Origin of the sequence: Reichenbachiella ulvae, from assembly GCF_025833875.1 — a bacterium.
GTDB lineage: Bacteria > Bacteroidota > Bacteroidia > Cytophagales > Cyclobacteriaceae > Reichenbachiella > Reichenbachiella ulvae.
In genome coordinates this window covers 4396457-4410830 of record NZ_JAOYOD010000001.1, presented here as the reverse complement: position 1 = coordinate 4410830, position 14374 = coordinate 4396457, and the positions used below count along the sequence as shown (strand labels likewise).

Below are 14374 nucleotides of genomic sequence, written 5' to 3'. Positions count from 1 at the left end.
CAATAATGCTAACGATAGGAATTATTCTGGTCATTGTTGGGGTTATCTTGTATTTCTTGAGACCCCAATTGGCCGAGGAAAATGTTTTTGAGGGCGAACAAAAAGTAAGATCCAAAGCGCCACCATTTCTACTCATGTTTAGTCAAAAGTTTGCTGCGATTATCGCATCGGTGGGCTTGTTGATTGCACTTTTGCCTTACCTCTTTTTTTGGGCTGATGCCACTGAGCAGTACTTTCTAGTCTATCCCACAGGAAACACCAGTGTAGTCACTACTCAGGGAGTCAAGTTTAGAGGTTTTGCCAAAATCACCCCATGGCAAAAGTACATAGACGTAAAGGTGGTCGATGAAGGTAGACGAAGTGCAGATATTGAAGGAGCGATGGATCCGATTCCGATTCGCTTCATCGATCAGGTAACCGCCACAGTTTACATCTCCTGTAGATTTCAACTGCCTCTGGATGAGGAAAGCTTCGAGACACTTGCAATCAAATTTAGAAGTATGTCCAACCTGGTAAACAACACGCTGGTGCCCACAGTACGAGAGCAAACCAACAACACCGGTTATATGTTTGCCGCTCAGGATTATATATCTGGGGAGGCTCAGAGTTTTAGACAGACTTTGGACGAACAACTAAAAGATGGAGCTTATGCGGTGGAAAAATTAGAAAATCGCGACACCATTTTTATGGAAATCCAAAATGAAGGGGATCGTATGATCAAAGAGATTCAGACTTCATATACAGTCAATAAGATTCTGATCAATGGAGTGCCAAAGAGAATCTCACATGAGATTACAGAGAACAATATCATAGTATCGCAGGTAATTGTGGACGATGTGGTATTGGAAAGCACTTTTAAGAAAAGACTGGAAGCCCAGAGAGACGAATCTGCGAAGAGACAGCTAGAGCAGCAAAAAATCGAAACTGCAAAATCTTCGCAGCAGAGGATCATCGCCGAAGGGGAAAGAGACAAGGCGGCTGAACGTGTAACTCAGGAAAAGGAGCAGGTAAAACAATTGATCGCTATCGAGACCAAACTAAAGCAAGAAAAGACCAATAAGGAACTGGCTGCTATAGCATTGGAAACGGAGCGTCTGAAATCACAGCAGCGAAAAGTAGCAGCTGAGGCCAAAGCCTATGAGAATGCAAAACTGGTATCGGCGGGTCTTACTCCACAGGAAAAAGCAGAATGGCAGTACAAAACGGCAGTGGGAGTAGCTAAAGAGATTTCGAATATTCATTTCCCTCAAACGATGATCACTGGAGGCCAGGGTAAATCAGGTACTCCATTAGAGTCGTTGATTGGGGCGGCCATGGCCAAGCAGTTGCTAGGCGATGAAAATGGCAAGACGAAAGGCTTCTGATTTACTTCTAGTATAGAATGAAAAAAGGCGCAGTTCCGATGGGAGTGCGCCTTTTCATTTTCAAAATTGTGTGTCCTAGTTTAGGTGAATTTTTTGGCTGAAGCTGTCTACTCCGATCTGTGTTCTTAGGATATAAATACCTGATTTGAGAGCCAAATTTTCAGTTTTATAGGTGATCTTTTGGCCTTGTCTTTCTATTTCCACTTCGTGTTTCAGGTTGCCCGAAAGATCGAAAATCTGAGCGTTTACTTCTTCATTACTTTCTTGGTAGTCGAGCTGAATGTTTTGATTGCTGCTCAATGGAACAGGGTAAACGTCGAGTTTTTGCTTGTCTTTGTTTGGGTTGAAATGGATTCTTTTTGTTGGGAATATCTCATTTTGGCCATCAAAGTCTACTTGCTCCAAACGGTAATAGTACATACCAGCTCTTTCTGGGTAGTCCGTCACTTCGTAGTACTGGGTTTCGTTGGAGTTGCCGTGTCCTATCAAAACTTTAATTACTTCAAAAACCTGATTATTGCCAGACCTGTATACAATGAACCTATCATTGTTGATTTCAGAACTTGTGGTCCATTTAATGACAATTCCACTTTCCACTCTTTCAACTTTGAATCCAACTAAACTCACAGGTAGTGTCGAGCAAGCTGAACCGCAGCATCCCCCACCACCGCTACTGCAGTCGCCTGTCGATCCGGTGCCTGTAGGTGCGCCTCCAGTATATGAACCTCCTACCGAAAACCCACCATCATTGACTGTAGTGCTTCCACCTCCAGCGTTATTGTAGTCGCCTTCTATAATGATGGTACCTCCACCGTCTGCAGTTGTACTACCACTACCGCTGTTGTTGTAATCTCCTCCTACTTTGATTGACCCACCGTTTCTTACTTCCACTATTTCGGCTCCAGCATTATCAAAATCCCCTGTAATTTCTACGTCTGAACCATCAATATAGAGTTCGTTATTCACCACATCACCATTGATATACATCGTTGAACCATTGGTGATTTCTAATGAGCCACCTCCATTCATAGTCAAGGCATCTACTCCAGTATCGACTGCAAAACCTTGTCCCACATTGAATGTTGATCCTGAAGCAGTATTTGTTCCGCCGGCAATATCAAGCATTCCTCCTATATTGAAGGTGGAGTTAGAAATGGTTGCATCTTCTAATTCAAATTCTCCAGTGCCTGTCGTTGTAAAGGTACTATTGGTAATTATCCAACTGTTATGGTTAGTTTCAAGAGAAGCTGATTGAATGGTAGAATTATGAATTTCAATATTAGTTCCAGCTATTGAAATGGCTCCAGCGACAGTGAGGATAGTGCCGTCCATATTAAAAGGACCTCCCCCGGCAATTGTGAAATTAGTAGCAATGTTGATTGTTCCACCAAATATTTCGTTAGTGGTACCGTACCCTTCGGTTAATTGGTTGGCATTGATAATCGCATCCGATGCTGCATCTATTTTGCCTCCATTATTGATACTTAATGTTCCAGTGATGGTGACTGTTACTCCACTTGCTATAGTTAAAGTTCCACCACTTACCGTTAGGTTGCCTGTGGTAGTGCAGTCAGAACTGATGGTTCCAGAAGTAGGGCATTGACCAAATGAGGCATAATTCACCAGGTATAGCAGCGCTGCTACAATAATTTTTCTCATGTTTATCTGCTAATAAATGTCCGAAATTCAGACTTTCAAATCATCTGCGAGGTGGATCTGCAAAATAGATTCGAAAAAAGCAGAATGCCATGAAATAATCTAAAAACTATGTTGTTACACAGATATTTAAGAGAATTTCCTAGAGTTAGGTTTAAATACTGATAAGCTCCATTTTTTAATCATAAAATACCCTCTCCACCTTATTGTCAATAGGAGGAATGGTCATGAGGTATTCGTAGATAGAGGCAGCCTCATAGTCACTAAGTTGAGTGTAGGGATGCATCGGATAGCGCAAGGCTCTATCGTTCGGAACCAATCCGAATTTTACTGCTTTCACGAAATCTTCCTGACTCCAATTGCCAATACCTGTTTCGTGTGGGGTTAGATTGGCAGTAGCGACGATTTGGCCTTTTAGGTTCAGGGTTTGATTCCCTCCTCCAAAGTAGCCTTTGCTTTGATCTGGATTCATGAAATCATTCGTTTTGAAATCGGCAGAGTGGCAAGAAAAGCATTCTAGATTGTAGGCGAGATATTTACCCAGCTGCACCTGATCGGCAGTGTCTGGCATAGGGATTACTTCTGTTGGCATAGGCATGGGTTTCCAGGCCAGATTAGAAAGAAGCTTGGTCAGGAAGGACGGATCCGAATCCTTGTCCGGTGTGGGATCAGCAGCCACAAGTGCCTCGTCTGATCGTAAAAAGGCGATAATGGCATTGACATCTTCATCCGCCATGTTGGTGAGCTTGGCCATATAGGGTGGGACGTATTGTCCGTCTTTTTTGATGCCTGTTCTTAGCAGATACAGCAGCTCCGCATCTGTCCAGTTTCCGATTCCGTAGTTTTTGTCCTGTGTAATATTGCGAGAATAGATGGGACCAAATTCCGCCGGAGCGTCGAGCATCTGGGTGCCAGTTAGTTTTCCAGTTTCTCTGTTCATGTGGCAACCAGCGCAGAGCATTAGCGCTAGCTTTTTGCCTCGTTCGATGGCTTCAGGGCTGCTCTTGACCGTATAGTCGGGCAATTTCACTTCATAGCTTGGAATGCCTTTGCCTGAGATGTAAAAGAAAACAGAGAGGATCACGACGAGAATCAATCCAACTACGAGACCGATTCCCAGGAGTATTTTAGATTTCATGAATGTTAAGTTTAGTATAGGTACTGTTAAGATACTAAAATTTTCTCATTCATGAATGGCGGGGGCTTAGTGTGCCTCCAGCCAGTTGTCCCCTACTCCCATGCCGATTTCCATGGGTACATCTAATGGAATCGCTGTTTTCATGAACTCCTCGACCTTTGTTTTCAGTAGATCAAGCTCGTCTACATGCGCATCAAATACCAATTCATCATGTACCTGCATGGTCATTTTCGATTTCAACTTCTCTTTTTGCATCCACTCGTGGATATTGATCATGGCTACTTTGATGATGTCTGCAGCTGATCCCTGGATGGGTGCGTTGATCGCATTTCGTTCGGCAAATCCTCGCACGGTGGCATTGCGGCTGTTGATGTCGCGGAGGTAGCGCCTACGTCCCAGGATCGTCTCGACATATTCCAGCTCCTTGGCCTTGTTGACCTGCTCGTCCATGTAGCGTTTGATCCCAGGGAATTCGGTGAAGTAAGCATCGATGATCTCGGCTGCTTCCGTTCGGCTGATCCCGATGTTTTGGGAGAGTCCAAAAGCAGAGATGCCATAAATCAAACCAAAGTTGATTTCCTTGGCTTTGCGTCGTACGTCTGGTGTCATTTCCTCCATCGGTACTTTGAATACCTTGGAAGCGGTAGTGGCGTGGATGTCTCGGCCATTTTTGAAAGCCTCGATCATGCTTTCATCTTTCGCGAAATCCGCAATGATGCGCAGTTCGATTTGTGAATAATCCGCTGCGAATATTTTGTAATCCTTGCTCCTCGGCACAAAAGCCTTTCTGATTTCCCGACCTTTTTCGGTACGGATAGGAATGTTCTGCAGGTTGGGATTATTAGAGCTAAGACGGCCGGTAGCGGCTACCGCCTGGCGATAGTCGGTATGGATCAGACCATCCTTCTTGCTGATTAACTGGGGCAAGGCATCGACATAGGTCGATCGCAGTTTTTGGTACTCTCTGAACTCCAATATCTGTGCAGCAATCTCATGCTCAATGGCCAGTTTGGACAAGATCTCTTCACCCGTAGCATACTGTCCCGTCTTGGTCTTTTTGGGCTTCTCCACCAGTTTCATCTTCTCGAAGAGTATCTCTCCCATCTGCTTAGGCGAGTTGATGTTGAATTCCTGGCCTGCGGATTCAAATATTTTGTCCTGTGCCGCGGCACTGAGTTCGTTCAACTCTTTGGACATGGTGGCGAGTACGTCAGTATCGATTTTTACTCCGGCATATTCCATAGTTGCCAGCACGATGCTGAGGGGTTCTTCTACCTCGTGTAGCAGTTTGCCCAGCTGGTGAGCTTCAATTTCTAACCCCAACTTTTCCTTCAACTGAAAAGTGATATCCGCATCTTCGCAGGCATAGTCCACGACTTGCTCTACCGGGATGTCACGCATATTCAGCTGTGACTTTCCTTTGCCTATCAGATCCTCGATAGGGACGCAAGTGTAGTGCAGATAGTTTTCGGCCAGTACGTCCATTTTGTGGCGAGAGTCAGGGTCTACCAGATAGTGGGCCAGCATGGTGTCAAAGAGCTTCCCTTTGACCTCCACACCATAGTTTTTCATGACCTGAATGTCATACTTCAGGTTCTGGCCGATCTTGACGATTTCTTCATTTTCCAGAGCGGGACGCAGTAGCTCTACCAGAGCCTGCGCTTCTTTTTGGTCGGCGGGCATGGGGACATAGTAGGCCTCATGTGCCTGATACGAAAAAGCAATACCTACCAGCTCTGCCTCCTCTGGGTTGACACTGTTAGTCTCTGTATCGAAGCAAAACTCCTCCTGCATCAAAAGGTATTTGTTGAGCGACTGGATCAGTTCTTTGCTATCGATCAGGTGATAGTCGTGCTCTACGGTAGCGATGCTGCCTTTTTCGGTGGGGGCCGCTACTTCTTCTGTTTTGCTCTCTGTGGTCGCACCAAACAGACCCAATTGTGAATCAGTCGCTGCGGCTACTTTTTTCTTGGGTTTCGCGGTGGGAGTGGCAGGGCTGCTTTCCTCACCAAAAAGGCGCTTGAGCATCGTACGAAACTCCAGCTCTTCGAAGATCTTCTTTACTTCAGGCTCATTGGGCTCGCAGTGTTTCAGGTCTTCTTCATCAAACTCAAGTGGCACATCGATTTTGATGGTGGCGAGTTCTTTGGACAAAATCCCCTGAGGACCGAACTCCTCTACTTTTTCTTTCATCTTGCCTTTGAGGTCGGCGGTGTTTTCGAGCAAACCTTCTACCGAACCATATTCTTTGATGAATTTGATGGCTGTTTTCTTTCCCACTCCCGGTATCCCCGGGATGTTGTCGGCAGCATCTCCCTCTAGGCCTAGGATGTCGCGCACCTGGTCTACCTTGTCGATTTCAAATTTGGCCAGCACCTCTGGGATGCCCAGGATGTCTACTCCATTGCCCATATAGGCGGGCTTGTAGAGATAGATGTGCTCCTCTACGAGCTGCGCGTAATCCTTGTCGGGCGTCATCATGTAGACTTCAAAATCTTTCTGAGCGGCCTGCTTGGCGAAGGTGCCGATCACGTCATCTGCCTCGAAACCATCCAGCTGAAGGATAGGAATGTTCATGGCCTTGAGGATGTCTTTGATCAGGGGAGTAGCGGTGCGAATGTCTTCTGGTGTTTCCTCTCGATGGGCTTTGTATTCGGGGAACTGAATATGTCTGAATGTCGGCGCACTGGTATCGAAGGCCACTCCGATGTGGGTAGGTTTTTCCTTCCTCAAGATCTCCAACAGGGAATTCATAAAACCAAATACCGCACTGGTATTGACACCTTTGGAGTTGATTCTTGGGTTTTTGCTGAAGGCGAAATGCGCTCTGTAGATCAAGGCATAGGCATCCAACAGGAATAATTTCTTTTCAGGTTTACTCATGAGGTAAAAGTAAGCCAACTCGACTTGGGATGCTCGGAGAGGGGAGGAAAAATGTTTTGATTGAGAAGATTACGAGTTAGTGATACTTCTAAATGAAAGCTTATGAATTTATAACAGCTTGCCTAATAACTTACCTTTCAATTCTTTCCATGATGTTTCTATATTTCCATATTTCAAGTTTGGTAGGGATTTCAATTTGGCGAATTCTGATTCTGGATAGTTCCATGAACAGTTAAAGGTTACCAATTGATTAAGCTCCAATAATGGATTAAAAGATTTGTCTTTGATTTGTGAGTTTGTAGTACTTAGATATTTCAAATTAGTCAAATTTCTAATTGGTTCTAGAGTATCAATTTTTTGTGCGGTCCATATGCTCCCATCAATGCCAAGTCCTTGTAACTGGGATAAATTGGATAATACTGAGAAGTCTGAAATTTTATTCAATTGTTCTGTTTCTAGGCTTTCCAAATTATGTAATGAACCTAGAACGTCAATATTTTCGACTTGAGAAGAGCTGCCGAGATGCAGATGCTTTAGTTTTCCTAAATGAATAAGATTGTCTATATGTTTGATCGAACTCCATTTAATCCAAAGCCCTTCTAGGTTTGGCATTTTACAAACTGCCTCAAATATTTTTTGGTTTACTTTAGAAGGCAGCCAAATAAACTTCACTTCCTCTAATTCAGGAAGCCTTTTACACCAATTTTCATAGTTCTTCCTTTGATCGTAGGGTTTTAAATGAGTCTGAGTGATAAGCAGATTAAGTTTTTCGACAGGTCTGTAATCTTTGAGTAAAGTAATAGATTTACTGGGTGAAACGAAACCCTTAGTTACATGCCATACACCGTGTTTTATTTGTTTTTCTGTCATTGTCAATTCCTTCTACTCACTGAGTTGTTTACAAATAAATCCAATTATTTTTCACTATAGCTAATCGATCTAATGACATCAAGATTGTAGTAACTAACTATATTTTCTTGTGTTTTTCCGGCCATAGCGCCGTGAGGATTGGTTGTCCGGTATTTCCGGACAACCAGTTCTTCTTCTAATTCTCCTTCCTTAAATACGTTTTGTATGTGCTCACCGATTGTTTGTTTGGCTTTCCCAAACAGCTCCTGCATGGCTTTTTGAGTTAACCATATGGATTCGTCCTGCAATAGTACGTCTACCTTTACCTCTCCATTTTGTGAAGTATATAATATAAAAGAAGATTGGTTGGGATTGAGTTTTTCCATTAGAGCGCTGTTCGATGTTGGTGCCTGAAACTAACAGTAACAAAAATAGTGATTTGTTCAGGGTCTGGGCAACTCGTTATTTTTTCTCAAGCTTTTTGAATCCGTAATAGATCAGCCCTGAGCAGATCAATAATCCCAGAATGGCGGGTATCAAAATGGACTTACCTGATTCGCCGGCATTCTGAATGCTCCAAACGATTTTTCCAGTGGCCATGAGTACGATGACGCCAAGCCCCATGACCAAACTCCGCTTCCAAAACGCCAAGCCCAGGGCGATAAACGAAATGGGAATGGTCAACGTCAGGAGTATTTTGCTGCCGTTCCATTCTCCATAGAGATATTCCTTTTCGAATGCCAAAAACGTGATTACACTTTGGTCTACTACTTCGGGCTTGGGAAACCAAAACATACTTGTAAACAGAGCAAAGACTGACACCATCATTCCGGTGAAACTTTTTTTAAAGGCGAAATAGCAGAAGGGTAGCAGGAAGAGAGGTCTGAGGTACCAACTCCATGGGTTGTGGTGGCGATCAAAAACCCAGTCGAAGAAGGGTTGATGCATCATAGATACCGCTATGAATGCAAGGGTCAGGCCCAGAAAAATGCTACCAATGATGAGGTCTTGTTTTTGATTTTTCATCTTAATCAACAGTCGTAAATGATGATAAGCGGTTCAATTAGAAAGGTAAAAAATTTGACTGGTACCTTTCTAATTGGCCTTAAACTTTCTCTTCTGTTCTTAAGTTACATTGGCGTCAATTCCCCAATCACCTCTCTGGCAGATCCAGAAAGGGGAGCAAGTCGCCAGCAAAGGCCACCAGGAAACTGAGCAGGAAGCCCCAGAATATACAACTGATCCACATGTATTTGATGATGTCGGCTTTCTTGCCACCGAAAGCATTAGCTAGCAGGGCTCCACCGATGGGCATGAAGAGTACGGGTGTCAAAAAGGCAATGCCGGGCACCCCGTATTCCTGCCAGATTTTGACATAGCGACGGGTTTTGGGAGAGAAGAGGTTCTTTCTTCTTTTTTTGAAGTAGGCCTGTGTCTGGTGCCGCACCCATGTCCCAAAGAAGGTGACCAGATATACGCTGGTCATCATACCCAGGGTGGTGAGCGTACCGGTGATCCATACATTGATCCCATAGGTCACGCCGAGGACGGGTCCGATGATGATTTTTAAAGTGCTACCTAAGTACACACTCAGGTACTGTAATATCTCTGCTGTCATTTGCCTTCGCGAAGTAAAACAAGATTGTGGTTTGATATAAACGAAAATCCATGAATTTTGTGGTGATAATGAACGAGAATATGAAGCAAACGGATCTGGCACTACTCCAAGCACTGTGTGGGGTATTTGCGCCTTCGGGTAATGAAGTAGCGATGAAGGATTTTTTGATAGAATATGTGGAAAAGAAAAGTGCACAGTGGAAAGTGCGTCCGGACCTGATCCATGGCACAGCTTTTCAGGATTGTCTGATTCTGAAGTTTGGCAAACCACGTACGGCTGTTTTTGCACACATCGATTCGATCGGTTTTACCGTTCGCTACGAAAACCAGTTGGTGCCCATAGGCAGCCCGGAGGCAGAGGACGGATATGTCCTGGAAGGGCAGGACAGCATGGGGCCGATCCAGTGCAAACTGAAGGTACAGGATAGGCATCTATTTTACGATTTTGGTCGTGGGATCGAAACAGGTACTGAGCTGGTTTTTCAACAGGACTTTCGCGAGACGGATGATTTTGTGCAGTCCTGTTATCTGGACAATCGACTGGGCGTCTATGCGATGCTAAAGCTGGCCGAGACGCTGGAAGATGGCCTGATCGTTTTCTCCTGTGGCGAAGAGCATGGAGGGGGTACGGTTCCCTTTTTGTGTAAGTATATCTATGAGCAGTATGCTGTGAAGCAAGCCTTGGTAGCAGATATCACCTGGGTGACCGAAGGCGTGCAGCATGGCGGAGGTGTAGCCATCTCTATGCGTGATATGAGCGTACCGAGACGATCCTATGTCGACAGGATTTTGAAACTGGCCGAGCAGTCAGGTATCCCCTATCAGATAGAAGTCGAGCGCAGCGGAGGTAGCGACGGTCGCGAGATTCATGCCTCGCCCTATCCGATCGATTGGTGCTTCATCGGGGCGCCGGAAGACCATGTGCACTCACCCGACGAGATCGTACACAAGAAGGACATCCAGTCGATGATCGACATGTATGTGTACCTGATGCAGAATTTGTAGTCAAGCTATGCGTCGAACGCTTTGCGCTAACCGCTTATTTGTGGCATGCAGTATAAGTACGCTTAGCGCAAAGCGGTTAGCGTACTGCCTTTAAAAATTAACCGAACGTTGAATAAGAGAATCGAGTTGGACTTAGCAGACCAGCAGACCAGCAGACCAGCAGATCAGACCCCACTATTAACATTTAACTAATTATCAATTCACTACTGAATTCCTGAAATCAAATTAAATTGCCGAAAAAAATCCCCGAGATGATCCAGATCAAAGACAAGCAGTTCAAGAAATACCTATCCAAAGAAGAAATTCAGGAGACCGTACAGCAGTTGGCCGCACAGGTCAGCGAGGAATATGAAGGCAAGGAATTGGTGCTGCTGGGCATTCTCAACGGCTGCTTTTTGTTTTTGTCGGACCTGGTTCGTGAGATGAAAACCGATCCGGAAATCAGCTTTCTCAAATTGAGCTCCTACGAGGGCAGTGAATCTTCGGGACAGGTCAAGCAACTAATAGGGCTGGACGAAGGACTGGATGGAAAGCATGTGCTGATCGTAGAGGACATCGTGGATACGGGCAACACGCTGGAGCATATCATTTCCTCTTTGGAAAACGAAGGGGCAGAATCAGTGAAAGTATGTACGCTTCTGCTCAAACCTGATGTTTACTCCAAGGACATAGCCATCGACTATGTAGGCAGAGAAATCCCTAATGATTTCGTAGTGGGCTATGGTATGGACTATGATGGTCAGGGCCGCAGCTTAGAGCATTTGTATCAGTTAGAAAAAGCTTAGTTTGTATCTAAATTACTCTAAGTCTTTGTACTAAATACTCAGTACTAGCTACTCAACTTCATTTTTGATTATATTTGACCCCTTTTTGATATAAGCCTTAGAGCACATACTAATACATCATGCTAAACATAGTACTATTCGGCCCTCCAGGTGCGGGCAAAGGAACGCAGAGTGAGAATATTATTGCACAGTACAATTTGGTTCACCTATCGACAGGTGACCTATTCAGAAAACATTTAGGAGAAGGTACAGAGCTGGGCAAATTGGCGCAGAAGTACATGGATGATGGCAATCTCGTGCCAGACTCTGTGGTGATCGACATGGTCAAAGACAAGATCGCTTCTAGCACAGATGCGAAAGGTTTCATCTTCGACGGTTTCCCGAGAACAGTCCCTCAGGCGACTGCACTGGACGAGATGTTGAACGAGTTTGATACTTCGATCAGCGGTATGGTTGCACTAGATGTACCGGACGAAGAGTTGAAGACGCGTTTGCTCGAGAGAGGTAAGACTTCTGGTCGTGCCGATGATCAGAACGAAGACAAAATCAACAACCGTATCCAGGTCTACAAAGACGAGACATTGCCAGTTGCTGAGTTTTACGACAAGCAGGGCAAGTTCAACAAAATCCATGGAGTAGGATCAATCGACGAGATATTCAGCAATATCCGTACGGTGATCGATAGCTTCTAATCTGTAAGGATTAAAGAGAATTGAAAAGGTTGTCCAGGAAGTCAAGCACTTTCAGGACAACCTTTTTCTTTTTACCTGAATTGGCATTCAGGAGTTCTTAGGGAATCTAAAGTAATATTGGCCTTGTATTAATTTCGTTAATAAATTCAGACTAATGATGATCATGATTGAATCCGCTGTTTGAGCAGAGCGAGTTCGGATTCATTACAGTTACAAGTCTGAATTTTAGAAATTTATACATAGCCTTGATTTCTTTGCATACTTTCTGCATCAAGGCAGAAAGTATGAGCCTGCCTGGCTTGAAGGCAGGAATTGAATTTTCTAGTTGCATTCAAAGTGTGAATTGACGCTTCATTATGTTTACTAAATGAATAAAACAGTGCTCTAATACATGTTGGTGCAAGCTTTTTCCTTTCTTTTGCATCTTATGCAGAGTTAATAGTGAATTGGAAAAAGTTATTAGGCTTAAAATAGTAAGAACAGAACGATAAAGATTTTGCTAACAATAAGCTTTGTAGCTTTTGTCTTTACTGACTGTTTATTCCTTGTTAACTCTCATATTTGCTCCTCAGAGTTTAAGGACTCTCATGGAGGGTAAACCCATTAACAATTAACCCTTTTCCATTAACTAAAAAAATAATGGCATCATCCAATTTCATTGATTACGTTAAGTTTTGTTCTCGTTCGGGCAACGGGGGCGCTGGCTCGGTACATTTTCGTCGTGAAAAACACGTGCCTAAAGGCGGGCCTGATGGGGGTGATGGAGGTCGTGGAGGACACATCATCCTTCGTGGCAATGCACAGCTATGGACGCTGCTGCACCTTAGATACAAAAAACATGTGATCGCAGAGGATGGTCAACCGGGCGGTGGTAGCAAAAGCTCCGGAGCAGAAGGAAAGGATGTGATTCTGGAAGTGCCGCTGGGTACAGTGGCCAAAGACGATGAAACCGGCGAAAAGATAGTAGAAATCCTGGAGGATGGACAAGAGATAATACTAACACCCGGCGGGCGAGGGGGATTAGGAAACCATACTTTTAAAACCTCTACCAATCAGGCACCTCACTATGCTCAGCCAGGAGAAGATGGGCAAGAGCATTGGGTGATTCTAGAGTTGAAGGTACTGGCGGATATTGGTTTGGTGGGCTTCCCAAATGCGGGTAAATCGACTTTGCTCTCTGTGATGTCAGCGGCTAAGCCTGAAGTTGCAGACTATCCATTTACGACGCTGGTTCCTAATCTGGGGGTTGTGGGCTACAGAGATCACCGCTCATTTGTGATCGCAGATATTCCGGGAATTATTGAAGGAGCCTCGGAAGGAAAAGGCTTAGGTATTCGCTTTTTGAGACATATCGAAAGGAATTCGATGTTGCTCTTTATGGTGCCGGTAGATTCGGAGGACATCAAAAAGGACTATGAGATTCTACTAGGCGAGCTCACCAAGTATAATCCAGAACTGCTCGACAAAGAACGTGTACTTGCCGTTACGAAAGCAGATATGCTCGACGAGGAATTGATGGAAGCCATGGCCAAAGAATTGCCAGAAGGCATCCCTTCGATCTTCATCTCCAGTGTGGCGCACTACAACCTTGACAAGCTCAAAGATATGCTCTGGGAGAAGCTGAATAGTTGATTTTACTGTCCTCAAACCGGACAGGCTCTTCATTTTTGGCTTGACCGCAGCGGCGGACCGTCCAAAAACGAAGCAAAAAAGTCAAGGCTCTGAATAAATTCCTAAAATTCAGCTTTATGTACGAACTAAATGCAAACTCGCTGCGCTCAAACAGTGGATTTAATCTTAAATTTCATGAAGCTGAATTTCTAAACGTAATTAATTCAAGGCCAAATTACATCGAAAACGGCTTTAAGAAAGAAACCAAAATCATACTAAAAATGTTCCTTTCGCATCCATTTCAGAAAATACTCGTACTTTTACAGAAGTGAAGAAAATCATTGCCATATCGCTGAGTCTCATCATCTTGATGAGCCATGTGGGCCTTTCGGTCTCGACACACTACTGTGGAGGTGAGGCAGTGCGTACCCATATAGGGATTCAGAGTGTGGATCTCAGCTGCGGTATGGAGGAGGCAAAAGCTGCACTCCCAATAGACTGTGAATCGGCCATCAGCATGAATAGCTGCTGTGATGATCAGCTCTTGACTGCAGATGTGGAGGATGAAATCCAGACAGCCAAAATGCAGTTGACTTTCGATTTGGATTTTCTTTTTGTGCTTGTAGCGGTTTTGAGTGACTTTACTTCTACTCAGATCGATCATCAGCCTTCTTATTTTGACACTTCCCCCCCTCCTTTGCTGAAATCAAGCCTTCAGGTTTTGTTTCAGTCTTTCCTTCTTTAAATCATACACAGTTTACAGTGCGGGCTAAT

Annotated in this window: 13 protein-coding genes; 6 read left to right on the top strand and 7 right to left on the bottom strand. The window is 44.4% G+C overall.

The window, feature by feature from the left end; all coding sequences use genetic code 11:
• The first annotated feature begins 5 nt into the window (after nt 1–5).
• Nucleotides 6–1364, top strand: coding sequence for an MFS transporter (locus tag N7U62_RS17965; protein ID WP_264139451.1), 1359 nt, complete (start codon nt 6–8; stop codon nt 1362–1364).
• 75 nt (nt 1365–1439) lie between these two features.
• On the opposite strand, the gene N7U62_RS17960 is transcribed toward N7U62_RS17965, so the two are convergent.
• The 7 genes from N7U62_RS17960 to N7U62_RS17930 form a co-directional block, all read right to left on the bottom strand.
• Entirely contained in the window at nt 1440–3023 is a 1584-nt protein-coding gene (locus N7U62_RS17960; RefSeq protein ID WP_264139450.1) for a T9SS type A sorting domain-containing protein, read from the bottom strand.
• 175 nt (nt 3024–3198) lie between these two features.
• A complete protein-coding gene (locus tag N7U62_RS17955) occupies nt 3199–4158 on the bottom strand; it encodes a c-type cytochrome (RefSeq protein WP_264139449.1) in 960 nt (319 codons plus the stop codon).
• A 66-nt stretch (nt 4159–4224) separates the two neighbouring features.
• On the bottom strand, nt 4225–7041 hold the full coding sequence (gene polA / locus N7U62_RS17950) for a DNA polymerase I (protein ID WP_264139448.1): 2817 nt from the start codon (nt 7039–7041) through the stop codon (nt 4225–4227).
• 108 nt (nt 7042–7149) lie between these two features.
• Nucleotides 7150–7911: a leucine-rich repeat domain-containing protein gene (locus N7U62_RS17945; protein WP_264139447.1), complete on the bottom strand. Its 762-nt coding sequence runs from the start codon at nt 7909–7911 to the stop codon at nt 7150–7152.
• A 44-nt stretch (nt 7912–7955) separates the two neighbouring features.
• On the bottom strand, nt 7956–8276 hold the full coding sequence (locus tag N7U62_RS17940; protein WP_264139446.1) for a virulence RhuM family protein: 321 nt from the start codon (nt 8274–8276) through the stop codon (nt 7956–7958).
• Nucleotides 8277–8352: 76 nt separating this feature from the next.
• Entirely contained in the window at nt 8353–8916 is a 564-nt protein-coding gene (locus tag N7U62_RS17935; RefSeq protein ID WP_264139445.1) for a hypothetical protein, read from the bottom strand.
• Nucleotides 8917–9043: 127 nt separating this feature from the next.
• A complete protein-coding gene (locus tag N7U62_RS17930) occupies nt 9044–9508 on the bottom strand; it encodes a hypothetical protein (RefSeq protein WP_264139444.1) in 465 nt (154 codons plus the stop codon).
• Nucleotides 9509–9576: 68 nt separating this feature from the next.
• Between N7U62_RS17930 and N7U62_RS17925 the strand changes: the two genes are divergently transcribed.
• The 5 genes from N7U62_RS17925 (at nt 9577) to N7U62_RS17905 (ending at nt 14345) form a co-directional block, all read left to right on the top strand.
• Nucleotides 9577–10512 (top strand): M20/M25/M40 family metallo-hydrolase, encoded by a 936-nt coding sequence (locus N7U62_RS17925; protein WP_264139443.1) that lies wholly within the window; start codon nt 9577–9579, stop codon nt 10510–10512.
• Nucleotides 10513–10742: 230 nt separating this feature from the next.
• A complete protein-coding gene (hpt, locus tag N7U62_RS17920) occupies nt 10743–11297 on the top strand; it encodes a hypoxanthine phosphoribosyltransferase (RefSeq protein ID WP_264139442.1) in 555 nt (184 codons plus the stop codon).
• A 119-nt stretch (nt 11298–11416) separates the two neighbouring features.
• Entirely contained in the window at nt 11417–11989 is a 573-nt protein-coding gene (locus tag N7U62_RS17915) for an adenylate kinase (RefSeq protein WP_264139441.1), read from the top strand.
• Between the two features lie 639 nt (nt 11990–12628).
• A complete protein-coding gene (gene obgE, locus N7U62_RS17910) occupies nt 12629–13621 on the top strand; it encodes a GTPase ObgE (RefSeq protein WP_264139440.1) in 993 nt (330 codons plus the stop codon).
• A gap of 307 nt (nt 13622–13928) precedes the next feature.
• A complete protein-coding gene (locus tag N7U62_RS17905; RefSeq protein ID WP_264139439.1) occupies nt 13929–14345 on the top strand; it encodes an HYC_CC_PP family protein in 417 nt (138 codons plus the stop codon).
• Nucleotides 14346–14374 lie beyond the last annotated feature (29 nt).